The sequence below is a fragment of the Streptomyces sp. CRN 30 genome (assembly GCF_034105845.1).
Genome location: NZ_JAVRHI010000474.1, coordinates 1 through 22,607, shown reverse-complemented (window position 1 = coordinate 22,607; position 22,607 = coordinate 1). Strand labels below are relative to the sequence as shown.

The 22,607-nt window shown below is 73.6% G+C and carries 18 protein-coding genes; 11 read left to right on the top strand and 7 right to left on the bottom strand.

Annotated features, from left to right (window positions below; all coding sequences use genetic code 11):
- Positions 1 to 32: 32 nt before the first annotated feature.
- The gene (locus UW392_RS53555; protein ID WP_320782737.1) at positions 33 to 1,145 is read right to left on the bottom strand and encodes a mechanosensitive ion channel family protein; all 1,113 of its coding nucleotides are present in this window, start codon (positions 1,143 to 1,145) and stop codon (positions 33 to 35) included.
- A 304-nt stretch (positions 1,146 to 1,449) separates the two neighbouring features.
- Between UW392_RS53555 and UW392_RS53550 the strand changes: the two genes are divergently transcribed.
- The gene (locus UW392_RS53550) at positions 1,450 to 1,986 is read left to right on the top strand and encodes an HNH endonuclease (protein WP_320782736.1); all 537 of its coding nucleotides are present in this window, start codon (positions 1,450 to 1,452) and stop codon (positions 1,984 to 1,986) included.
- 51 nt (positions 1,987 to 2,037) lie between these two features.
- Here the strand turns inward: UW392_RS53550 and UW392_RS53545 are convergent, their stop codons facing one another.
- Together UW392_RS53545 and UW392_RS53540 are read right to left on the bottom strand one after the other, a co-directional pair.
- On the bottom strand, positions 2,038 to 2,622 hold the full coding sequence (locus tag UW392_RS53545) for a Uma2 family endonuclease (protein WP_320782735.1): 585 nt from the start codon (positions 2,620 to 2,622) through the stop codon (positions 2,038 to 2,040).
- 33 nt (positions 2,623 to 2,655) lie between these two features.
- The gene (locus UW392_RS53540; protein WP_320782734.1) at positions 2,656 to 2,817 is read right to left on the bottom strand and encodes a hypothetical protein; all 162 of its coding nucleotides are present in this window, start codon (positions 2,815 to 2,817) and stop codon (positions 2,656 to 2,658) included.
- A gap of 157 nt (positions 2,818 to 2,974) precedes the next feature.
- On the opposite strand from UW392_RS53540, the gene UW392_RS53535 reads away from it, so the two are divergent.
- From UW392_RS53535 to UW392_RS53520, 4 genes are all read left to right on the top strand, one after another.
- The gene (locus UW392_RS53535) at positions 2,975 to 3,247 is read left to right on the top strand and encodes a hypothetical protein (protein WP_414497563.1); all 273 of its coding nucleotides are present in this window, start codon (positions 2,975 to 2,977) and stop codon (positions 3,245 to 3,247) included.
- Complete coding sequence (gene malQ, locus UW392_RS53530) at positions 3,248 to 5,338, top strand: 4-alpha-glucanotransferase (RefSeq protein ID WP_320782733.1); 2,091 nt, start codon at positions 3,248 to 3,250, stop codon at positions 5,336 to 5,338.
- Between the two features lie 72 nt (positions 5,339 to 5,410).
- Positions 5,411 to 5,698, top strand: coding sequence for a hypothetical protein (locus UW392_RS53525; RefSeq protein WP_320782732.1), 288 nt, complete (start codon positions 5,411 to 5,413; stop codon positions 5,696 to 5,698).
- A gap of 110 nt (positions 5,699 to 5,808) precedes the next feature.
- The gene (locus UW392_RS53520; protein WP_320782731.1) at positions 5,809 to 7,281 is read left to right on the top strand and encodes an FAD-dependent monooxygenase; all 1,473 of its coding nucleotides are present in this window, start codon (positions 5,809 to 5,811) and stop codon (positions 7,279 to 7,281) included.
- Positions 7,282 to 7,354: 73 nt separating this feature from the next.
- Here UW392_RS53520 and pepN read toward each other — a convergent pair whose 3' ends face one another.
- Both pepN and UW392_RS53510 read right to left on the bottom strand, forming a co-directional pair.
- Positions 7,355 to 9,925, bottom strand: coding sequence for an aminopeptidase N (gene pepN / locus UW392_RS53515; protein ID WP_320782730.1), 2,571 nt, complete (start codon positions 9,923 to 9,925; stop codon positions 7,355 to 7,357).
- Positions 9,926 to 10,003: 78 nt separating this feature from the next.
- Positions 10,004 to 11,032 carry an aspartate-semialdehyde dehydrogenase gene (locus tag UW392_RS53510; protein WP_320782729.1) on the bottom strand — a complete coding sequence of 343 codons (1,029 nt, stop codon included), beginning with the start codon at positions 11,030 to 11,032 and terminating at the stop codon, positions 10,004 to 10,006.
- A gap of 384 nt (positions 11,033 to 11,416) precedes the next feature.
- Between UW392_RS53510 and UW392_RS53505 the strand changes: the two genes are divergently transcribed.
- Positions 11,417 to 11,920: a sigma-70 family RNA polymerase sigma factor gene (locus UW392_RS53505; RefSeq protein WP_320782728.1), complete on the top strand. Its 504-nt coding sequence runs from the start codon at positions 11,417 to 11,419 to the stop codon at positions 11,918 to 11,920.
- A 1-nt stretch (position 11,921) separates the two neighbouring features.
- On the top strand, positions 11,922 to 12,620 hold the full coding sequence (locus tag UW392_RS53500) for a hypothetical protein (protein ID WP_320782727.1): 699 nt from the start codon (positions 11,922 to 11,924) through the stop codon (positions 12,618 to 12,620).
- A 67-nt stretch (positions 12,621 to 12,687) separates the two neighbouring features.
- Here UW392_RS53500 and UW392_RS53495 read toward each other — a convergent pair whose 3' ends face one another.
- Complete coding sequence (locus UW392_RS53495; RefSeq protein ID WP_320782726.1) at positions 12,688 to 15,996, bottom strand: S8 family serine peptidase; 3,309 nt, start codon at positions 15,994 to 15,996, stop codon at positions 12,688 to 12,690.
- Between the two features lie 298 nt (positions 15,997 to 16,294).
- Here UW392_RS53495 and UW392_RS53490 point away from each other — a divergent pair, with 298 nt between their 5' ends.
- Positions 16,295 to 16,774: an NUDIX hydrolase gene (locus UW392_RS53490; protein WP_320782725.1), complete on the top strand. Its 480-nt coding sequence runs from the start codon at positions 16,295 to 16,297 to the stop codon at positions 16,772 to 16,774.
- A gap of 209 nt (positions 16,775 to 16,983) precedes the next feature.
- Positions 16,984 to 18,750: a TIGR03767 family metallophosphoesterase gene (locus UW392_RS53485; RefSeq protein ID WP_320782724.1), complete on the top strand. Its 1,767-nt coding sequence runs from the start codon at positions 16,984 to 16,986 to the stop codon at positions 18,748 to 18,750.
- Positions 18,751 to 18,777: 27 nt separating this feature from the next.
- Here UW392_RS53485 and UW392_RS53480 read toward each other — a convergent pair whose 3' ends face one another.
- The gene (locus UW392_RS53480) at positions 18,778 to 19,533 is read right to left on the bottom strand and encodes a hypothetical protein (RefSeq protein ID WP_320782723.1); all 756 of its coding nucleotides are present in this window, start codon (positions 19,531 to 19,533) and stop codon (positions 18,778 to 18,780) included.
- Between the two features lie 245 nt (positions 19,534 to 19,778).
- On the opposite strand from UW392_RS53480, the gene UW392_RS53475 reads away from it, so the two are divergent.
- Both UW392_RS53475 and UW392_RS53470 read left to right on the top strand, forming a co-directional pair.
- On the top strand, positions 19,779 to 20,507 hold the full coding sequence (locus tag UW392_RS53475; RefSeq protein ID WP_320782722.1) for a Crp/Fnr family transcriptional regulator: 729 nt from the start codon (positions 19,779 to 19,781) through the stop codon (positions 20,505 to 20,507).
- Positions 20,508 to 20,666: 159 nt separating this feature from the next.
- Positions 20,667 to 22,607: ATP-binding protein (locus UW392_RS53470; protein ID WP_320782721.1), on the top strand; the 1,941-nt coding region annotated here is incomplete at its 3' end.

Here is a 22,607-nt window from a genome sequence, read left to right as displayed (position 1 = left end):
TTCGGTTCCCGGGGCGCAGGGTGGACGAGGGCTCACTTGGCGATGTTCGGGGGCACCAGGGGGGAGGCCGCGGCCGACTGGGGCGAGGCGGTGTTGGAGTAGACGGACGGGGCGGCGACGGCGGCCGTCGGGTCGGGCGGCAGCTCGGAGTGTTCCACCGGCGCGGTGGCCCCGCCGACGATGTCGATGTCGGCGGCGTCGAAGGCCCGCTTGATGCGCCAGCGCAGTTCGCGCTCGACGGTGAGGGACTTGCCCGGCATGGTCTTCGCCGAGACCCGGACGACCATGGAGTCCAGCAGGACCGAGTCCAGGCCGAGAACCTCGATGGGGCCCCAGAGCATCTCGGTCCAGGGCTCCTCCTTGCTCATCCGCTCGGCGACCGCGTCGATGGACTCCTTCACCTTGTCGAGGTCCTCGCCGGAGCGGACGGTGACGTCGACGCCGGCCGTGGACCAGCCCTGGGAGAGGTTGCCGATGCGCTTGACCTCGCCGTTGCGGACGTACCAGATCTCGCCGTTGTCGCCGCGCAGCTTGGTCACGCGCAGCCCGACCTCGATGACCTCACCGGAGGCGACGCCCGCGTCGACGGTGTCGCCGACGCCGTACTGGTCCTCCAGGATCATGAAGACGCCGGAGAGGAAGTCGGTGACGAGGTTGCGGGCGCCGAAGCCGATGGCGACGCCCGCGACACCGGCGGAGGCCAGCAGTGGGGCCAGGTTGATCTGGAAGGTGGAGAGCACCATGAGGGCGGCGGTGCCGAGGATGAGGAAGCTCGCCACCGAACGGAGCACCGACCCGATGGCCTGTGAGCGCTGCCGGCGCCGTTCGGCGTTGACCAGGAGACCGCCGAGCGCCGTGCCGTCCATGGTCTGCACGGTCCGGTTCATCCGGTCTATCAGCTTGGTGATCGCACGCCGCACGACCACCCGGAGGACCGCGGCTATCACGACGATCAGCAGGACGCGCAGGCCGATCGCGAGCCAGGTCGACCAGTTCTCCTCGATCCACCCGGCGGCGTTCGAGGCGCTCTCCTGGGCGTCCTGGAACGAGGGCACCGAGGGGGTCGACGAGGACGGCGACGGGGAGAGCGACGAGGTGGGATCGGCGGCCGCGAGAACGGCGGAGCGGACGGCGGACGGGGACAAGGCGGAACCTCCAGGGGCAAGCGGTCCGCCCTGCCGCGGTGATCCGAGGTCACGAAAAGGTCACTGTGCGGGCGGAGGAACCACACTAACGGGGCACGATGTGCGGACCGGTGGGATGAGCTGAGGAGAGACGGTGCTCACCCGCGCTTGAACTGGTCAGCCACCGGGGGATGTATCGGATGTGGTCGAAAACACTCCCAGCCCGTTACCGGGACATGCTGGCGCTTCCACCAGGCATGAGGGGAGACTGACTACGGATCGTCCCGGCGCGAGCCACGCGCCGCCGGCGTACAAGGAGGCATCCGTGCCGCATGTCCTGGTCCTCAACGCGTCGTACGAGCCACTCGGCGTCGTACCGCTCCGCCGCGCGCTCGTCCTCGTCCTGGAGAACAAGGCCGTGTGCCTAGAGGAGTCCGGCGCCTTTCTGCACAGTGCGACCGTCACAGTCCCCGCACCCAGCGTGGTCCGGCTCAAACGCTTCGTGCGGGTCCCTTACCGGGGGCCCGTTCCGCTGACCCGCCGGGCGCTGTTCGCCCGCGACGGGGGCCGGTGCATGTACTGCGGTGGCGTCGCAACCAGCGTCGACCACGTCGTCCCGCGCAGCCGCGGGGGCAAGCACGTCTGGGACAACGTGGTGGCGTCGTGCCGCCGCTGCAACCACACCAAGGCGGATCGCCATCTCACCGAGATCGGCTGGCGGCTGCGCCACAAACCCGCCCCGCCCACCGGTCTGGCCTGGCGCATCATCGGCACGGGCCATAGGGACCCGCGCTGGCTGCCGTACCTGCAGCCGTACGGCGCGGACGACGCACTGGCCCGGATCGACGGCATCTCCGCCTGATCGAGATCCGGGCCTTCGTGTACCTGCGACGCCGAGCGGCTGGAGGCGGGTTCAGCGCACCCAGTTCTTCAGCGGCTCGGTGTCCAGGGTGATCCCGACGGGCTCGGGCAGCGCGACCTCCTTGCCGAAGGGCAACGTCTGCACGGTCTCGTACCGCCCGCCGTCGGGCCGGCTGTGCACCTTGACCTCACAGGTGTCCCGGTCGATCAGCAGGTAGACCGGAATCCCGGCCCCGGCGTACGCCCGGGGCTTGTCGACGCGGTCACGCCGGTCGGTGTCGGAGTCGTACGAGGTGACTTCGACGGTCATGAGGACGGGGGTGGGGTCGGCCCATTCGCCTTGGCCGACGAAAGCATCCGCCGGGGCCAGGGAACCGTCGGGACGGGCTCGGCCCTCCCGGTAGGTCTCGACCACCAGTCCCTGTGTGGGGTCCAGCCACAGATCAGGCCGGTGCTGCATGCAGATGCGAGTCAGCCACTGAATGATGCGTCCGTGATCGCCGTCAGGCACTGCTTTTCCCCCGATGTGTCCGCTGATGAACTCAAGCCGGGCGCCTTCTATGCTCCGGGCGGCGTGCCGGGCGAGTTCCTCGAACTCGGTGACAAGCATCTGGGGCCGGTCAGCGGTCACGGTCACAAGGCTCCTCCGGATTCGCGGGGGTCCACGGGTTCAGGGTAGGGGAGACAGGGCCTGGTCGGTGACCGGTCGCGGGCGCGGCAGCCGCTCACCGCGCGGGTCGCTGACCTCGACCCGCAGGGCGCACCGGTCGAGGCTCACCGCCACGCGGACGAGCCATCCCCGGAGGCTGCCGTGCAGCAGGGCGTTGGTCATCAGCTCCGACGAAGTCCTGGGCGCGGTTCGCCGCCTCGGTAGGGTGAGATACCTCGGACGAGTGTGACCAGGGTCACGTTCGCCACGTCAGGGCGTCTGCTTCCGCGCCCTTTGGGTAGGGCTGGATATCCCCGGCCGTCTCGACAAGGAGGCCCACGTGGCCGCACATCTCACCTTTCCCTCTCCCTGCAAACCCGTGGCGGAGGAGTCCGCCGACGCCGAGATCACGCCCCCGTTCGGCACCCCGATGGCGTACGTGGAGCCGCCGCTGACCAGCGAGCCGCCGCTGCCCGACGCCGAACCGCTCACCAGCGAGGCGCCCTTCCCCGACGTGGTGCCGCTGACCAGTGAGTCCTCGCCCGAGCTGACGGCGGTCGTGCCGGAGCAGGGCGGGCCCTCCTTCGCCGTACCGGAAGCCACGAGGCCGTAGGTGACGGGTCCCCGGTCCGCCGAGCCGCCGTCCGAGGAACTGACCCGGCTCGCCGAGCTGCACGGCGTCGCCGCCTCCTACCGCCCGTCCCCCGACCGCGTCGTCACCGCCTCCGCCGCCGCCCTCACCCGCACCCTGGCCGCCCTCGGCGTCGACGCCCGGTACCCCGAGGCCGTACGGGCCGCGCTCGCCGCCCGCGAGGCCGAGCTGAGCACCGCCCTGCTGCCGCCGACCGTGGTGTGGTGGAGCGGCGGACCCCTGCCGGCCGCCCTGGCGGCGCTGCCCGCCGGCACCCGGATCGGCGTGGAGACGGAGGAGGGGGAGCGGCGGGACACCACCGAAGGGCTGCCGGCCGGTGTGCACCGGGTCACCGCCACCGCGCCGGACGGGCACGTCGCGCGGTGCCACCTCGTCGTCGCCCCGCCGCGGCTGCCCACCCCGGCCGCCCGCTCCTACGGCATCCTCGTCCAGCTCTACTCCCTGCTCTCCCGCCGGTCCTGGGGCATGGGCGACCTCGGTGACCTCGGTGAGCTGGCCGCCTGGGCCGGACGCACCCTCGGCGCCGGGTTCGTGCAGGTCAATCCGTTGCACGCCGCTGTGCCCGGGGCTCCGACCGACCCCTCTCCCTACCGGCCCTCCTCCCGGCGCTTCCCCGATCCGGTGCATCTGCGGGTCGAGGCGCTGCCCGAGTTCGCGTACGCCGACGACCCCGGGCCCCTGCGCGACCTGCTGGAGCGGGCCGGGCGGCTCCGGGAGGACGTCACCGAGCGCGACGCCCTCATCGACCGGGACGCGGTGTGGGAGCTGAAGCGGGAGGCGCTGCGAACGCTGCGCGAGGTCCCGCCCGGTCCCGGGAGGCGTGCCGCCTACTGCGACTACCTCGCCGAGCAGGGACAGGCCCTGGAGGACCACGCCACCTGGTGCGCCCTCGCCGAGGTGCACGGCTCCGACTGGCGGAGCTGGCCCGCCGGCCTGCGCGACCCGCGCTCCGGGGAGACCGCCCGCGCCCGCGCCGAGCTGATGGACCGCGTCGACTTCCACGCCTGGCTCACCTGGCTCACCGAGGCCCAGCTCGCCGACGCCCAGCGCACCGCCCGCGAGTCGGGCATGGAGCTGGGCATCGTGCACGACCTCGCGGTGGGCGTCCACCCGGTCGGCGCCGATGCCTGGGCGCAGCGGGAGCACTTCGCCGCCGGCATGTCGGTGGGCGCCCCGCCGGACGCCTTCAACGCCCGCGGCCAGGACTGGGGCCTGCCGCCCTGGCGCCCGGACCGGCTCGCCGAGTCGGGCTACGCGCCCTTCCGCGACCTGCTGCGCGGCCTGTTCCGCTACGCCGGCGCCCTGCGCATCGACCACGTGATGGGCCTCTTCCGGCTCTGGTGGGTCGCCGAGGGCCACCCGCCCACCGAGGGCACCTACGTCCGTTACGACGCCGAGGCCATGCTCGCCGTGCTGGTGCTGGAGGCGTCCCGGGCGGGGGCGGTCGTGATCGGCGAGGACCTCGGGACCGTGGAACCCGGGGTACGGGAGACGCTGCGCGAGCGGGGCGTGCTCGGCACCTCCGTGCTCTTCTTCGAACGGGACTGGGAGGGTGACGGGCGCCCGCTGCCCGCCGACGCCTGGCGCGCCGACTGCCTGGCCACCGCCACCACCCACGACCTGCCGCCCACCGCCGCCCGCCTCACCGGCGAGCACGTCGGCCTCCGCGACCGCCTCGGGCTGCTCACCCGGCCGGTCGAGGAGGAGCGGGCCGAGGCGGCGGCGGACGCGGGGGAGTGGCTGGACCTGCTGGCCCGGCTGGGGCTGCTCCGGGGCACCGGCGGCGGCACCGACCCCGCCTCCGAGGAGGCCGGCGTCCAGGCGCTGTACCGCTTCCTGCGCGCCACCCCGGCCCGCATGGTCGGCGTCTGGCTGCCCGACGCGGTCGGCGACCGCCGCCCGCAGAACCTGCCCGGCACCTGGGACCAGTACCCGAACTGGCGGCTGCCGGTCGCCGACGCCGAGGGCCGCCCGGTGACCCTGGAGGAACTGGCGGCCTCCCCCCGGCTGCACGCCCTGTTCGACGCCGTACGCGCCGGCCCCGGCCGGTGAACGCCGCCCGCCCGGGGCCCCGTACGGCACCCCGGGCGCGCGGTGTCGATCGGCGTTCGCTAACTTGGGGACGTGGACAAGAAGAACGCCTTGCGCGCCGGCACCCTGGCGGCCGGTACGACGCTGATGATGCTGCTCATGTCGTCCCCCGCGCTCGCGCTGACCCGCGACGACGGTGACGACCCCGGCTCCGGTCTCAGCGTCATCGAGACGCTGGGCCTCTACGTCTTCGCCCCGGTCGTGCTCTTCGCGGTGATCGCGGGCCTCGTCATGGTCCTCGACCGCTCCAAGGAGGAGCACCGGGTGACCACCCGCAACATCAAGACCCGGGAGACGATGAAGGCCGACGCGAAGGCCTGAATCCGCTTCTCCTCGCCGAGGGCGTCCGCTGGGAAAGCGGGCGCCCTCGACGCGTGTGCCGATACCTTGGCGGCCGGCGTACTGTCCCCGGCACCGTCCAGGAGGCTCAGATGCACGGCACCGAGATGTCCACCGCGGCCGCAAGCTCCGTGATCGTCGTCGGCGCGGGTCCCACCGGTCTGCTCCTGGCCGGGGACCTCGCCGCCGCCGGCGTCCCCGTCACCCTCGTGGAGAAGCGCCCGCCGGGGATCAGCAACCTCTCCCGCGCCTTCGTCGTGCACGCCCGCACCCTCGAACAGCTCGACGCCCGGGGCCTCGCCGACGACGTGGAGACCGTCGGCCGCCGCCTGGACCGCATCGGCTTCTTCGGCAGCCTCACCGTCGACCTCTCCGTCCTGCGCTCCCGCTTCCCGCACCTCCTCGTCGTCCCGCAGTACGAGGTGGAGAAGGTGCTGCACCGGCGGGCCGCCGAGGCGGGCGTCGAGTTCCGCGACGAGACCGAGGTGACCGGGCTCCGCCAGGACGCGGACGGCGTCACCGTCGAGGTCCGGGGGCCCGGCGGCGCGGCGGGCGAGCTGCGCGCGGCGTACGCCGTCGGTACGGACGGGATGCGCAGCGCCGTACGGCAGGCGGTCGGGCTGCCCTTCCCCGGGCGCTCGGTGATCCGCTCCGTGGTCCTCGCCGACGTACGCCTCGCCGAGGAGCCCGGACAGCTGCTCACCGCCAACGCGGCCGGCGGCACCTTCGCCTTCCTCGCCCCGTTCGGCGACGGCTACCACCGGGTGATCGGCTGGGACCGCGCCCGGAACGTCGCCGACACCGAACCCCTCGACCTGGACGAGATCCGGGGCATCACCCGGACCGCGCTCGGCCGGGACTACGGCATGCACGACGCCCGCTGGATGTCCCGCTTCCACAGCGACGAACGGCAGGCCCCGGCCTACCGCGCGGGCCGCGTCTTCCTCGCCGGGGACGCCGCGCACGTCCACTCCCCGGCCGGCGGCCAGGGCATGAACACCGGACTCCAGGACGCCGCCAACCTGAGCTGGAAGCTGGCCGCCGTGCTGCGCGGCCACGCCCCCGACGGCCTCCTCGACACCTACCAGGCCGAACGGCACCCCGTCGGCCGGACGGTACTGCGCAGCAGCGGCGGCATCGTCCGGCTCGCGATGGCCGACCGCCCCTTCACGCGCGGGCTGCGGGCCGCCGCCACCACCGTCCTGGACCACGTGGGCCCTGCCCGCCGCAGGATGGCCGGGCAGGTCACCGGCGTCGGCGTCCGCTACCCCGCGCCGCGCGGCGCCCACCCCCTCACCGGCGCCCGGGTCCCCGACGTGGCCCTCGCGGGCGGCGGCCGGCTCTACGAGGCGCTGCGCGGCGGCCGGTTCGTGCTGATCACGCCGGACTACCTGAAGAGCGACGACATGCGCGGAGAGGGCCACGACGGCCGGCTCGCGGTACGGCACTGGGTCAGCGGCCGGCGTACCGCGCTGCTGGTGCGGCCCGACGGGTACGCGGCCTGGGCGGCCGACGACGCGGAACGGGCGGCGACGGAGGCGGCGGTCAGCCGGTACGTGGGCTGAGCGGACGGAGACGACGGGTACGGGGAGGGGCGCCCGGAATGCTCCGGGCGCCCCTCCCCGTACCGGAGAACCGTCAGCTCGCCGCCGCGTCCGCCGCCTGGGCGCGCAGCGCGCGCTCCACACCCGAGCGGGACTCCGAGACCAGCCGGCGCAGGGCCGCGCTCGGCCGGGCGGAGGCCAGCCACGCGTCGGTCCTGCGCAGCGTCTCGTCGGTCACCTGCACCGCCGGGTACAGGCCGACCGCGATCTGCTGGGCCATCTCGTGCGAACGGGAGTCCCAGACGCCCTGGAGCACCTCGAAGTACCGGTCCGTGTACGGCGCCAGCAGCTCGCGCTGGTCGGTCTGGACGAAGCCGGTGATCACCGCCTCCTGCACCGCGTTCGGCAGCTTGTCGGAGTCGACGACCGACGCCCACGCCTCGGCCTTGGCCTGCTCGGTCGGCCGGGCGGCCCGCGCCGCCGCGGCGTGCCGCTCACCGGCGGCGGTACGGTCCCGCTCGTGCTCGGCGGCGATCTCCGCCTCGTCGAAGCGGCCCACCGCGGCGAGACGGAGCACGAACGCCCAGCGCAGCTCCGTGTCGACGGCGAGGCCCTCCACGGTCTGCGTCCCCTCGAGGAGGGCGTCCAGCAGGTCGAGCTGTTCCGGGGTGCGGGCCGTCGCCGCGAACGCCCGCGCCCACGCGAGCTGGTGGTCGCTGCCCGGCGTCGCGGCCCGCAGGTGCGCGAGGGTCGCCTCGGTCCAGCGGGTCAGCAGCGTCTCGCGGGCGGCCGGGTCGGCGTAGCTGTCGATCGCCAGCTTCACCTGCCGGTGCAGCGACTGCACGACGCCGATGTCGGACTCCTTGCCGATGCCGGAGAGCACCAGGGCGAGGTAGTCACGGGCGGCCAGCTCCGCGTCCCGGGTCATGTCCCAGGCCGACGCCCAGCACAGCGCGCGCGGCAGGGACTCGGCGAAGTCGCCGAGGTGCTCGGTGACGAACGCCAGCGACCGCTCGTCCAGGCGGACCTTGGCGTAGGACAGATCGTCGTCGTTGAGCAGCACCACCGAGGGGCGGCGGGCGCCGACCACCTGCGGCACATCGGTCAGTTCGCCGTCGACGTCCAGCTCGAAGCGCTCGCCGCGGACCAGCTTGCCGGCCGGGTCGAGGTCGTAGAAGCCGATCGCGATGCGGTGCGGACGCAGCGTCGCCTCGCCCTTCGCGCCGGCCGGGAGCGGCGGCGCCTCCTGCCGGACGGCGAAGGAGGTGATGACGCCGTCCGCGTCGGTGTCGATCACCGGGCGCAGGACGTTGATGCCGGCCGTCTCCAGCCACGCCTTCGACCAGGACCTCAGATCCCGCCCGGAGGTCTCCTCCAGGGCGCCCAGCAGGTCGGACAGGCGGGTGTTGCCGAACGCGTGCCGCTTGAAGTACGCCTGCACGCCGCGGAAGAACTCGTCCTCCCCGACGTAGGCGACGAGCTGCTTGAGGACGGAGGCGCCCTTGGCGTACGTGATGCCGTCGAAGTTGACGAGCACGTCGTCGAGGTCGCTGATGTCCGCCATGATCGGGTGCGTGGAGGGCAGCTGGTCCTGCCGGTACGCCCAGGTCTTCATCTGGTTGGCGAACGTCGTCCAGGAGTGCGGCCACTTCGAGCCGGGCGCGTACGCCTGGCAGGCGGCCTCCGCGTAGGTGGCGAACGACTCGTTCAGCCACAGGTCGTTCCACCAGGTCATGGTGACCAGGTCGCCGAACCACATGTGGGCCAGCTCGTGCAGGATCGTCGCGGCCCGGCCCTCGTACGCGGCGTCCGTCACCTTCGAGCGGAAGACGTACTGGTCGCGGATGGTGACCGCGCCCGCGTTCTCCATCGCGCCCGCGTTGAACTCCGGCACGAAGAGCTGGTCGTACTTCTCGAACGGGTACGCGTAGTCGAACTTCTCCTGGAACCAGTCGAAGCCCTGCCGGGTCACCTCGAAGATCGCGTCCGAGTCGAGGTGCTCGGCGAGCGAGGGACGGCAGTAGATGCCGAGCGGCACCGTGCGGCCGTCCTTCTCGTACACGCTGTGCACCGAGTGGTACGGGCCGACGATCAGCGCCGTGACGTACGTCGAGATCCGCGGCGTCGGCGCGAACACCCAGAGGTTGTCGCGCGGCTCGGGGGTGGGCGAGTTGGAGATCACCGTCCAGCCCTCGGGGGCCCGCACGGTGAACTGGAAGGTGGCCTTCAGGTCCGGCTGCTCGAAGGAGGCGAAGACCCGGCGGGCGTCCGGCACCTCGAACTGGGTGTACAGGTAGGCCTGCTCGTCGACCGGGTCGACGAACCGGTGCAGACCCTCGCCGGTGTTGGTGTAGGCGCAGTCGGCGACCACCCGGAGGATGTTGCGGCCCTCCAGCAGGCCGGGCAGGGCGATCCGCGAGTCGGCGAAGACCTCGTCCACCGGGAGCTGGTCGCCGTTGAGGACGACCTCGTGCACGGCCGGCGCCACCAGGTCGATGAAGGAGGCGGCACCCGTCTCGGTGACGTCGAAACGCACCGTGGTCACGGACCGGTACGTGCCCCCCTCCTGCGCGCCCGAGAGGTCGAGATCGATCTCGTACGCGTCAACGGTGAGCAGCTTCGCCCGCTGCTGCGCCTCTTCGCGGGTCAGGTTTGTGCCAGGCACGCGGTCATCTCCTCGTATGTGTCGTTTCCGCCATCCTTCCACGGGCGGGCGGCGCGGAAGGACGGCGGAACCGAGGAATTACTCGCCGGCCTTCCCGGACAGCTCCGCCGCCACCAGCTCCGCGATCTGCACCGCGTTCAGCGCGGCGCCCTTGCGCAGGTTGTCGTTGGAGACGAACAGCGCCAGACCGTTGTCGACGGTCTCGTCGCGCCGGACGCGGCCGACGTAGGAGGGGTCCTGGCCGGCGGCCTGGAGCGGGGTCGGGACCTCGGTGAGGGCCACGCCGGGGGCGCCGCCCAGCAGCTCCTTGGCGCGCTCCACGCTGATCGGGCGGGCGAAACGGGCGTTGATCTGGAGGGAGTGCCCGGTGAAGACGGGGACGCGCACGCAGGTGCCGGAGACCTTCAGCCCCTCGATCTCCAGGATCTTGCGGGACTCGTGGCGGAGCTTCTGCTCCTCGTCGGTCTCGTGCAGACCGTCGTCGACGATCGAACCGGCCATCGGCAGCACGTTGTACGCGATCGGCGCGACGTACTTCTCCGGCTTCGGGAAGTCGGCGGCACCGCCGTCGTGGGTCAGCTTCGGCGCGTCCTCGCCGACCTTCTTGACCTGCTCGAACAGCTCGTCCACACCGGCGAGACCGGACCCGGACACCGCCTGGTACGTGGCCACCACGAGGGCTTCGAGACCCGCCTCGGCGTGCAGCGGCCGCAGCACCGGCATCGCGGCCATCGTGGTGCAGTTCGGGTTGGCGATGATGCCCTTGGGGCGGGAGGCGATCGCGTGCGGGTTGACCTCGGCGACCACCAGGGGCACCTCGGGGTCGCGGCGCCAGGCCGAGGAGTTGTCGATCACGACGGGGCCCTGCGCGGCGACCTTCTCGGCCAGCGCCTTGGAGGTGGCGCCGCCCGCGGAGAAGAGCACGATGTCCAGACCGGAGTAGTCGGCGGTCGCCGCGTCCTCGACCGTCACGCCGTCCAGCTCCCGGCCCGCGGACCGGGCGGAGGCGAACAGGCGCAGCTCGGTGACCGGGAAGGCCCGCTCGTCGAGAATCCTGCGCATGACCGTGCCCACCTGACCGGTGGCTCCGACGATTCCGACCCTCACGGCGACTCCCTTTCGTACATGCGTGCGCCCGACCTGTGCGGCCGGGACTTTTCCATCATGCGGTCATCCCGGGCCCGCCTGTCCACCGCATTGCCCGGCGGCGGGGCGAAGGCGACCGCGGCGGCTCGGGCGGCGGCCGGTGTCCCTGCGGCCGCGCCCCCGCCGAGCTGCAGGAATTCACCCGCAACGGCGTCCGCGCCGCAAGCTGTGCTGCCTCGACCCTGCCCCTTTCGTTCCGGACCACACCAGGTGTGACGTACGCCTCTGCCCCACCGGTCCGCCCGGCGCCGAACGTTTCCGCCCCCTGCGGCGTCATAGGGGAAACGCGGCGAGGGGAGGGGTGGCGTGCTGCGCGTGAAAAGACGCCGCGGGGCGGCGAGGTCCATGGGCGGGCCCCCGGGTGACGATCCGCTGGACGCGGCGCAGGAACGCCGGGTGCGGGCGGTGCTCGCGCTCGGCGGGGTGCCGCAGGCGGACCTGCCGGACGGGGTGCAGCAGGTCCGCCTGCGACTCCTGGAGCGGGCCGCGAACGGGCAGGAGGCGCCCCGGGACGTCTCCGCGTGGGCGGCGGTCGTCGCCTCCAACCTCGCCATGGACTGGCACCGGGCCCGGCGCCGCCAGGAGCGGATCGGCGAGCGCCTCTCCGCGCTGCGCCAGAGCGACCTGCCCTCCGGCGAGGAGACCAGCCTGCTCTCCCTCGCCGTCGCCCGGGGCCTGGACGAGCTGCCCGACGCCCAGCGCCAGGTCGTCGTGTTGCGCTTCTACGCCGATCTGCCGGTGCGCGGCATCGCCGAGGAACTGGGCGTCCCCGAGGGCACGGTCAAGAGCAGGCTGCACACGGCGGTACGGGCCCTGCGCGCCCGCCTGCACGAGGACGAGGTGGTGTGACGTGACCGCCGAACGCAAGGGCACACCCGACGGGCGCGCGCCCGACGACGCGCTGATGGCCGCGATCCTGGGCGAGCCGCTGCCGCCGGACTCCGCCGAGGCGGCCGACGTGGCGGCGCTCCGGGAACGGCTGCGGATGATCGGGGACGCGCTGGGCGAGCCCCCGCCACCGCCGGAACCGGTGCCGGCGCGCCCGGCCGCCCGCCCCCGCCCCCGTCGCCGCCCGCTCAGCGTGGCCCTCGGCGCACTCGCCGTGGCCTGCGCCGCCGCGGTCCTGGGCGGCGGGGCGTGGCTGCTGACCCAGGCGGGGGGCGGCTACGCCGAGGACTCCGGGGCCGGGGTGGAGGCCGGTTCCAAGGCGGCCGGCGGGTCCTTCGGCGACCCCCGCTACCTGGCCTGCGCCCGCCTGGTCGCCGAGGCCACGGTGACCGCCGCCGAGGCGGTGCCGGGCGCGGACGCCGAGCGGATCACCGTACGGGTCACCCGGGCGTACGCGCCGCGGGACGGGGCGCCGGACGAGGCCGTCTTCCTGGTGGAGGAGAGCCCCGGCCGCCCGGCCGTCGGCGACCGGGTGCTGTTCGGGCTGTCGCCCGGGGGCGAGTACGTGGACGAGCTGTTCGTCGGCGGGAAGGAGATCGCCCCCCAGCTGCCCCGTCTCCTCGCGTCCGCCGCGGAGGCCCGCGCGCTGACCTGCGACTGACCACCGGCCGCCGGACGTGAAAGGGGGCGGGCGCCGAAGCGTCCGCCCCCTTCCGTGCCGTACCGGACTACGGCACGACCTTCTCGATGGCCACGCTGCCGGTGCCCGCGACCGTGCCGCGGGCGTTCACCAGCTGGACGCGGCCGAAGAACGCGCGGCCCTCCGGCGCGGCGGCCAGCGCGGTCACGCTGCCGGAGACGGTGGCGGACTCACCCGTGGCGAGCGACACCGGGGCGTCGTCCACGGTGACCGCGCCGAGGGTGGCGGCGAAGTACACGTCCCGGTAGTCGTACTCCGTGGAGCCGGCCGGGACGGAGTACGCGTAGACCTCGACGGTGTACGTGCCGGCGGCCGGGTCGGCCACCGAGACGGACTCCTCCGAGTCGCCGTCGGCGCTCTGGCCGACCGCGTCGCCGTCCGCGTCGTAGACCGTCAGGTCGAGGTCGGCGGCGGCGTCCGAGACGCCCCCGATCGCCACGTCGAGCGCGGTCGCGCCCTCGGGGACCTCGACCGTGGTGGTCTGCGTGGCGCCGTCGGCGATGGTGGGACGGGTGGTGAGGGAGGAGCCCAGCGGGCCGCCCACCAGCTTGCCGCCGTCGATCGCGGCGCCCTGGTTCGTCACCGTCCAGGAGGCGTCGACCGGGGTGCCGGCCTTGGCCTCGGGCACGGTGACGACCTCCGGGTCGAAAACCGCCCCGAGCAGGGACACGTCCAGCGTGTACGGGTTGTCGAGCAGCGGCGACGTGCGGCGCGACTCGACCTCGATCTCCCAGACGCCGGGCTGCGGGTCGGCGTACTCACGCACGTCGGGCTTGCAGCCGTTGCCGTCGAGGTAGTTGTTGTAGCAGTACGGCGTGGAGGTGTTGTCGAGCGGGACGCCGTACGGGTGGATCGCGATGAACCGGGTCTGGCTCGCGCCCTTCAGGCCGCCGATGGCGACCTCCAGGGTCTTGGCGCCCTCGGGGACCGTCACGAAGTAGGACGTGGTGCTGTTGCGCTGCACCGTGTCCGACGCCGAGTAGGTGTACTTCTGGGCGGCCGTGAGCGGCGCGGAGACCACGACGGTGGTCATGACCAGCTTGTCGGTGCCCTCGGTCTTCGGGTCGTCGACCTCGAGGATCGCGCTCTTCAGCCCGGCGGACTTGGGCGCGGCCTGGACCTCGACGGTGACCGGCTGGTTCAGGCCGAGCTTCACGGTGTCGTCCCCGACGACCTTGAAGGTGTTCCCGGCGTTGTTCTCGAAGTGCAGCTCGTGCCGGATCGCCTTGTCCGCGCCGGAGGTGCGGGTCAGGGTGATCTCGTACGTCTTCTTCTGCCCGGCCTTCAGGCCGCCCTCGCGGTCGTAGAGGCCGGTGCCGAAGCCCGGGGTCTTCAGCGCGTAGTCGATCGCGGTGTCGACGGGGGCCTTGACCGTGTACTCGTGGGCGGTGGCGCCCTTGCGGATCGACTTCCAGGCGTCCACGACGTTGATCAGGCCGGCGCCCTCCTCGTACGCCTGCACATCCTTGATGTGGTCGGCGGTCGAGGTCAGCGCGGTGCGCAGCTTCGCCGGGGTGAGGTCGATGTGCTTCTGCTTCGCGGCGGAGAGCAGCAGCGCCGAGGCGCCGGCGGCCTGCGGGGACGCCATCGAGGTGCCCTGGAGCATGCCGTAGCCGGCCGGCAGGGAGTAGCCCGCCTCGGCGACCGGGTAGCCCGGCATCCAGGTCTGGATGGTGTTGATCGCCGCGCCCGGCGCGGTGAGCGTCGGCGTGAAGCCGCCGTCCTCACGCGGACCGCGCGAGGAGAACGGCATCATGGCGTACTTCTTGCTGACCGCCGAGCCGTAGTTGACCGCCCAGGTGTCCTTGGAGATGGACGCGCCGACCGAGATGACCTTGTCGGCCAGGCCGGGGTCGCCGATGGTGTTGGCACCGGGGCCGGAATTGCCGGCCGAGATCACCAGCTGGACGCCGTACTCGTCGATGAGGCGGGTGTACAGCTCCGCGCGGGCGTTGTTGCCGTCGTTGAGGGACGGCAGGCCGCCGATCGACATGTTGACGATGTCGACGCCGCGGTTGACGACGAGGTCGATCATGCCCTCGGTCAGCGCGACGTTGGTGCAGCCGCCGGTCCAGGTGCAGGCGCGCGAGGAGACGATCTGCGCGCCGGGGGCGGCGCCGTCCATCTTCCCGCCGAACAGGCCGTTGGCGGCGGTGATGCCCGCGACGTGGGTGCCGTGCTCGGACTCGATGACGCCGATGTTGACGAAGTCGGCCTTCGAACCGGCGGAGTTGTAGACGACGTCCTTGCGGATCTCGACGACGAACGGCTGGCGCTCGGCGACGTCCGTCTTCGGGTCGTCGGTGCCGAAGTACCCGACCTGGAAGCCGTCCTTGTACGGCTTCATCGGGGTGTCGTCGGAGAAGTCGTGGTTGTCGTTCAGGTCGACGCGGACCGTGCCGGCCGCCGCGTCGTAGAGCACGCCCCAGGAGTCGGTGGTGTCGCCGTCCCGGTTGGCGTCACCGGCCGCGTCGCCGCCGGTGGTGTACGACTCCAGGAAGGTGGAGACCTTGTACGAGCCGGCGGGCGCCGTCCAGGTCTGGCCGCCGTAGGTGAACGTGCCCCCGGAGACGGAGGCCGTCATCGGCCGCCAGGTCCGGTCCTCGTCGACGACCGGGTCGGTCGCCGTCACCCAGTCGACGATCTTCCGCTCGCCGGTGGTGGTCTTCTGCAGCGCCGGGTGGGCCAGGTCCACACCGGAGTCCAGGATGCCGATGGTGATGCCGCGGCCGTCCGCCTTCGGGTTCTGCTTCACGAAGTCGACGGCGCCCGTCTCGAAGGACGGGTTGTACGGGTTCTCCGCGGGCGTGTTCTTCCCGGGAGCCTCGGCGGTGGCCGTCGCCTTCGTGGCGGCGCCCTTCGCGGTGTCCGCGCTCGGCGTCGGGTCGTCCAGCTCGATCTCCTCGCGTAGATCGATGCCGTGGACGGAGGAGAGCTTCGCGGCGGCGGCGATCGCCGCGTCGGCCTTCGCGGTGGGGACGGTGGCGCGGACGTAGCCGAGCTCGTCGTAGGCGCGGCCCACCGTGCCGCCCTCGACCGCGTTCAGCTTCTTCGCGACCTCGGCGGTGCCGCCGGGCGCGGTGGCCACCATCATGGTGACGTTCTTCTCGCCGTCGGCCTTGGCCTCGGCGAGCCGGTCCGCGTCGTCCGAACCCAGCTTCTCGGGTGCGGACTTGACGGACGGGTCGGCCGGCGCGGTGGTGGCGGGGCCGTCGGCGGCGAGGGCCAGGGGTATCGGCCCGACGGCGCTGAGCGCGGCGACGAGGCCGGCGGCCACGGCGATACGGGCCGCGCGTCTCGCGCCCGGTATCGGCTCGCGCTGGGGAGTGTGGGTCATCGGCATCCCTCGTGGTTGTTCGGTATCCCTGGTCGGTGCGGCGATGCGGGGACGTACGGGCGGAGTGACCGAGGTCGATCGGGCCTGGCCACTCCAGTCCGGAATGCGATCCCGGACGACCGCTCAGCTTTACGTAAGAGGTCATTGTTTGGGGAGGGATGACCGGGACGGGACGGGACCATGGCGTACTTCCGCCATACGCCACCGGGGACACAACGGGCGGTACATGACAATCCCGCGGTCCCGTCGCCGACGAGGCCCACTGCCGTCCGTCCCGCCGACGGGTTAGCGTCCCGACGTGCGACAGAACCTGCGGGTGGCGGCCTACGCCGTATGCGTACGGGACGGACAGGTACTGCTGGCCCGGCTGTCCGGGAGCGGTCCGGGGGAGTGGACCCTGCCGGGCGGCGGCATGGACCACGGCGAGGACCCGCACGCCACCGTCGTGCGGGAACTGGCCGAGGAGACCGGTTACCGCGTCGAGGTGAGCCGCCTGCTCGGCGTCGACTCCCAGCGGGTCGTCGGACGGCGGCGGTTCGGCCGCTCCGCCGACCACCACGCGCTGCGGATCGTCTACGAGGGCCGGGTCGCCGGCGGCGAACTCCGCCACGAGGTCGGCGGCTCCACGGACCTGGCGGCGTGGCACGCGCTGGAGGCGGTGCCCGCCCTCACCCGGGTGCCGCTCGTCGACACGGGCCTCGCCCTGTGGCGGGACCGTCCGGCGGACGGGAGGGCGGCGAGTCTCTCCCGGGGCCACGGCCCCTACCCCGGCAGATGAACGCCGCGTGACCGCCCACCGGCCACCCGAGGAGCGTTCGCGAACGCGCAGACGGGCGCGTGATCCACGTACGGTGATCGGCGTCACGCGTTGCCGCCCCGTTCACACACAGGTCATCCCCGGTGCCAACGATCCGGTACGAGCGGGTGTTCGCGGATGCGACCGCCCGCGGTCACTGCCGACGCGTTCGCACTCGGGGAGAGAAGCGCATGTCGCGCACACGCACCGTCACCGGCGACCGGCCGGGCGTCCACCGCCGTACCGTCCTCGCGGCCTCCGCCGCCGTCGCCCTCGGCGGGGGCGCCGCCGGCTACGCCCTGCGGCCCGAGGAGGCCCGCGCCACGGCCGCCGACGCCCGGGGCACGGCCCTCACCTCCCGGCAGGCCCCCGCCGCCCCCCTGGCCCCCTACACCCGCGGCACGACCGTCGCCGCCCTCTCCACGGCACGCGACAGCGGTTCCGGCTCCGGCTACCGGCGGCTCGGCGAGGGCCCCGGCTGGCAGCGCGTCGTCCGCGACGGACTCGCCGCCGCCCGCTCCGGCCGGGCCGGCCGCCGCACCCCGCTCGCCGCCTTCGTCCAACTCACCGACCTGCACCTGATGGACGTGCAGCACCCGCTGCGCCTGGAGTACCTGCGCTCCACCGACGTCCACGCCTGGCGCCCCCAGGAGGCCCTCACCGTGCAGGGCGCCGTCGCGCTCGTGGAGCGGGTCAACGCCCTGCGCGGCGCCCCCGTCACCGGATCGCCGCTGCACTGCGCGATCACCACAGGCGACAACACCGACAACAACGCCCGCACCGAGCTGGAGTGGTACCTCACGGTGATGAGCGGCGGCCGCGTCACCCCCAACTCCGGTGACCCCCGGCAGTACGAGGGCGTCCAGAACAGCGGCCTCGCCCGCTTCTGGCAGCCCGACGCGGACCTGCGCGACGCCGACAAGCGGCTCGGCTTCCCGCGCCTGGAGGGGTTCCTCGCCGCCGCGATCCGCGAGGTCCGCAGCCCCGGCCTCAACCTGCCCTGGTACTCCACGGTCGGCAACCACGACGCGATGCCGCTGGGCTGCTACGCCTCCCACGGCGACACGTACCTCACCGAACTGGCCGTCGGCGGCCGCAAGCTGATGGAGCTGTCCGCCGCCGACGCCCAGCGGGTCCAGACGGCCCTGAAGAAGGCCGAGGACCCCCAGGGCGCCCTGTACCGGGAGTTCCTCACGGCCCACGCCCGCGCCATGCGCCCCGTCACCCCGGACGAGCGGCGCGCCCCCTTCACCCCGGCCGAGTACCTGAGGGCCCACCTCGACCCGGCCCACCTCGGCCCCGGCCCGGCGGGCCACGGCTACTCGGCCGCCAACGTCGAGGAGGGCACCCAGTACTACTCCTTCCGCGTCTCCGACGACGTCCTCGGCATCAGCCTCGACACCACCGACCCCGGCGGCCACTACGAGGGCTCGATCGGCGCGGCCCAGCTCGCCTGGCTGGAGCGGACGCTGAAGGAGAACAAGGACTCCTACGCCGTCGTCTTCAGCCACCACACCAGCAAGACCATGGACAACACCCGTCCCGACCCGGCCCGCCCCGACGACGCGCGGCACACCGGCGACGACGTCCTCGCCGTCCTCGGCCGCCACCGCAACGTCGTCGCCTGGGTCAACGGCCACATCCACCGCAACGACATCACCGCGCACACCGACGCCGACGGCGGCTCCTTCTGGGAGATCTCCACCGCCTCCCACATCGACCACCCCCAGCTCGCCCGGGTCGTCGAACTGACCGACAACAAGGACGGCACGCTCTCGGTCTTCACCACCCTCGTCGAGTCCGCCGCCCCCGCCCGCACGGACTTCACCGACCTCTCCCAGACCGGCCTCGCCGCGCTCTACCGCGAGCTGTCCCTCAACGCCCCCGGAGCCCGCACGGACCTCGGCGGCGAACCGGGCGACCGCAACACCGAACTGCTGCTCGCCAAGGGCCGGTGACCGTACCGGACCGGGAGCGGTACCGGCTCAGGAGCGGCGCGTGACGCGGATGTGCTGGTCGCCGTTCTGGTTGGCGTAGACGGTGCCCCCGCCCTTGGCCCGGACGTTCATCGTCGAGGTGACCGGCTCCGCGCGGTCGCGCCGGGCGGGCCGCTCCGGCGCGGGGTCCGGCCGGGGCGGCGTCCACCCGGGGACGTGCAGCCAGGCACCGGCCGCGTACTCCTTCACGGCGACGCCGACCCGGTGGAAGCGGTCCGGCTCGATGCCCTCGTACCCCTGGCGGACGGTCTCCTCGTAGAAGTGCTGCGACATCAGCAGCGACAGGGGGACCGGCCACGGGGCCGCGGCCAGCGCCTCGCGGGCCGCGGGGGCGTCGAGGAGCCGCGCCAGCGTCTCCAGGGGCGTCCCGGCGACCTCCCCGGAGGGGTCCAGGCAGATCTCGCCGGCGTGCAGCGCGACGCGCACGCGGATGCGGGTCCGCGGTTCCTGCGCGGCGTTGTGCGCGATCAGCAGGTCGGTGAGGACCTGCACGAGCGGGTGGACCAGGCTCGCCTTCCGCGTCCCCGCGGGCGCCGTCACCTGGAGGCCGTCACCGAGGTCGGTGCGCCGGCACGCCTCCCAGTCGATGCCGCCGCAGAGGAAGGCGGACCGCAGCATCGACCGGAGCGCCTCGCGGTTGCGCAGCAGCGGTACGTTCCCCCGTCCCGACGACTTCTCGATGTCCACGGCCAGCACGGCGCGGTACTCCCACTGCTCGGCCCGCTGCTCCTGACGGCGTTCCACACGGCGTTCCACATGGTGTTCCACACGGCGTTCCATACGGCCCTTCCCCTGTCCGGTGGTGCGGGGCGCGGCGCGGGGCCCGTGCTTCGACGGGCCCCGCGTCGGCTCCCCCGTGTCCCAGTGTTGCCCGGACGCCGTGCGAACAAGTCGTAGGAATACGGGGAGTGGTGGGGTCGGTGAGGCTTTTCGGTGCGCACACTGGTCCCGGTGGAGCCGGCGGACCCCACGAGGGAGGCGGAGTGGTCATGGACGGGGCGGAGACGGACCGCACGGGGGCGTCGACGGACCGCACGGGGGCCGACTGGCCGCCGACGACCCTGCTCGGCCGCCTCGGCCCGGCCGACCGCGACCTGCTCCTCGCGCTCGGGACCCGGGTGCGGTACCCGGCCGGCCGGGTCCTCATCCGCGAGGGCGACCGCACCGACTCCGTCCTGCTCCTCCTCGGCGGCCTGGTCAAAGTCACCGCGCGGGCCGACGACGGCCGGGACGCCCTGCTGGCCGTACGCGTGCGCGGGGACATCGTCGGGGAGTTCGCGGCGGTGGACGGCGGGCCCCGGTCGGCGACGGTGACCGCCTGCGGGCCGGTCCTCACACGGCGGGTACGGCGGGACGACTTCGTCGCCTGCGTCCGGGACCGGCACCGGATCGCCCTCGCCCTCCAGCAGACGGTGGTGGCCAAGCTCCGCGCGGCCACCGTCCACCGCACCACATTCACCGGCTGCGACGCCGCCACCCGCGTCGCCCGGGTGCTGCACCACCTGGCGATGACCTACGGGGACCGGACCGGCGCGGGCGCCGAGATCCGCTGGCCGATCACCCAGCCCGAACTGGCCACGCTCGCGGGGGCGTCGGAGCCCAGCGTGCAGAAGGCCCTGCGCCGGTTCAGGACGATGGGGTTCGTCACCCCCGGCTACCGCTCGATCCGCGTCGACGACCTCGCGCGGCTGCACGCCGTCGCCTACGCGGAGCCCTGAAGACCACCGGGACCGGAGCGCTCCACCGTCACTTGTGAGGAACCGGTGGCAACGCTGGGGGAGGCGGCCGGGAAACCGTAAATCTACGGGGGCACGGCCGACGCGCGGGACTAGCGTGACGCAGCGTCAGACGGCCGCACGCAGAACAACGGGGTGACGATGGCCGACCACACCGACCACACCGACCACACCGGCGACGCCGGTCCCAGCTCTTGCTCCGGCTCCGGTACGCCCGGCGGCAACCGGGCCGACATCGGCGGCGATGCCCACGGGCCGGTCGTCGTGGGCGCCCACAACTTCGTCATCGGCGCGGACCACGGCTCCACGGTGACCGTGCGCATGCCGGAGAACCGGCCCCGGCCGGAACGCCGCGCCACGGTACGGCTGCTCCCGCGCCGCCAGGGCGCGCCGCTCGGCCGCGAGGCGGAACTCGCCGAGATCGCCGCCGCCGTGGAGGCCGGGCGGACCGTCCAGTGGTGGGGACCGCCGGGCATCGGCAAGAGCGCCCTGCTGCGCTACGCCGCCCGCGCGCTGCCGCCGGGCCGCGACGGCGTGCTCTTCCTCGACGCCGACCGGCGCGAACCCGAGGACCTCGCCCAGGACATGTTCGAGGCGTGCTACGAGAGCAGCGGCTACGCCCCGTCCAGCAGCGAGCTGCGCCGGCTGATGAGCGGTCTGGAACTGACCGTCTACGTCGACAACGCCGACTACTCCGCCGAGCGGCTGCGCACCTTCATGGACGCGGCCCCCGACGCCACCTTCGTGATCGCCTCCCGCGAGGGCCGCCTGCTCGGCGAGGACGGCCGGGCCCGTCGCCTGGCCGGGCTCGGCCGGGACGCGGCCCTGGAACTCCTGGCCCGGGAGCTGGGCCGGCACGTGGTGCGCGACGACGAGGAGGAGACCGCCCTCGCCCTGTGGACGGCGGCGGAGGGCAGCCCCCTGCCGCTGCTGCGGGCGGCGGTCCTCGCCCGTCCGCACCCGTCCGGCGAGGCCGTGCTGCCCCGGCCCGGCGCGGTGGCCGAACTGCTGCCGCCGCTGCTGGCCCGGCTCGACGGACCGCTGCGGCGCGCCCTGCACCTGCTGGCGGTCCTCGACGGCGCGGACCTGGACCCCGGCCATCTCCGGGTGCTCGACGGGGCCGAGGACCCCGGCGCGCTGTACACGGCGCTCGCCGGTCTCGGACTGGCCGAGCGGACGGAGCGCGGCTACCGGGTGGTGGCGGACGTCGTACCGGCGCTGGAGCGGTACGGGGGGCCGCAGCCGTTCTCCGTGGAACAGCTGTGCCGGCACTTCGCCCGGTGGGCGGGGCTGGCGACGACCGCGCCCGCGCAGGTCGCCGCCCACACCGGGGTACTGGAGCGGCTCGGGCGGCTCGCGGAGGGGGCGGGCCGCCCGGACCTCGCCGTCCAGGTCGCTCGGGCCGCGTCCCCGGGTCTCGCCCGCTCCCTGCGGTTCGGCGTCTGGGGGCGGCTGCTGGACCACGGGCTGTCCGCGGCGCGACGGGCGGGGGACCGGCGGGCGGAGGCGTACTTCACCCACGAGCAGGGCGTCCGCGCGATCCTCACCGGCAACCGGGTCGCGGCGGGGGTACTCCTCGCGGGCGCGGCCCACCTCTGGCGCGAACTGGGCGACATCCAGGGCGCGGAGGCGGCCCAGGCGGCCCAGCGGTACGCCCCCGAGCCGGCGTCCCCGGCGGACGGTCCGACGACGGACCCGGCCCCCGACCACACACCGGACACATCGACCACCACCCCGACACCGGCCGACGGGGGAACGACCCCGACCCCGGACCAGGCGTCCGCGCAGGCGGGCGGCCCCTCGACGCCGGACCCGGCGTCCGCGCACGCGGGAAGTCCCTCCGCCCAGGACCCGACCGCCGCGCACGCGTCGAGCGGCTCCGGCACTGACCCGGCGTCCGCGTACACGGGAAGTCCCCCGGGTACGGACCCGGCGTCCGCGTACACGGGGAGCCCCCCGGGTACGGACCCCGCGTCCGCGCACGCGGGTGCCTCCCCGGGGCCGGGGCCCGACCCGGCGGCGGCCCACGCGGGTGCCCCCGCCGGTCCGGACCCCGCGTCCGTCCACGCGGTGAACGCGCCG

Bases quoted from the DNA above. Each gene is read 5' to 3' on its own strand.
- UW392_RS53540 (WP_320782734.1), bottom strand. From the start codon at position 2,817: ATGACCAACGCCCTGCTGCACGGCAGCCTCCGGGGATGGCTCGTCCGC.
- UW392_RS53520 (WP_320782731.1), top strand. From the start codon at position 5,809: ATGCACGGCACCGAGATGTCCACCGCGGCCGCAAGCTCCGTGATCGTC.
- UW392_RS53505 (WP_320782728.1), top strand. From the start codon at position 11,417: ATGGGCGGGCCCCCGGGTGACGATCCGCTGGACGCGGCGCAGGAACGC.
- UW392_RS53495 (WP_320782726.1), bottom strand. From the start codon at position 15,996: ATGACCCACACTCCCCAGCGCGAGCCGATACCGGGCGCGAGACGCGCG.
- UW392_RS53485 (WP_320782724.1), top strand. From the start codon at position 16,984: ATGTCGCGCACACGCACCGTCACCGGCGACCGGCCGGGCGTCCACCGC.
- UW392_RS53475 (WP_320782722.1), top strand. From the start codon at position 19,779: ATGGACGGGGCGGAGACGGACCGCACGGGGGCGTCGACGGACCGCACG.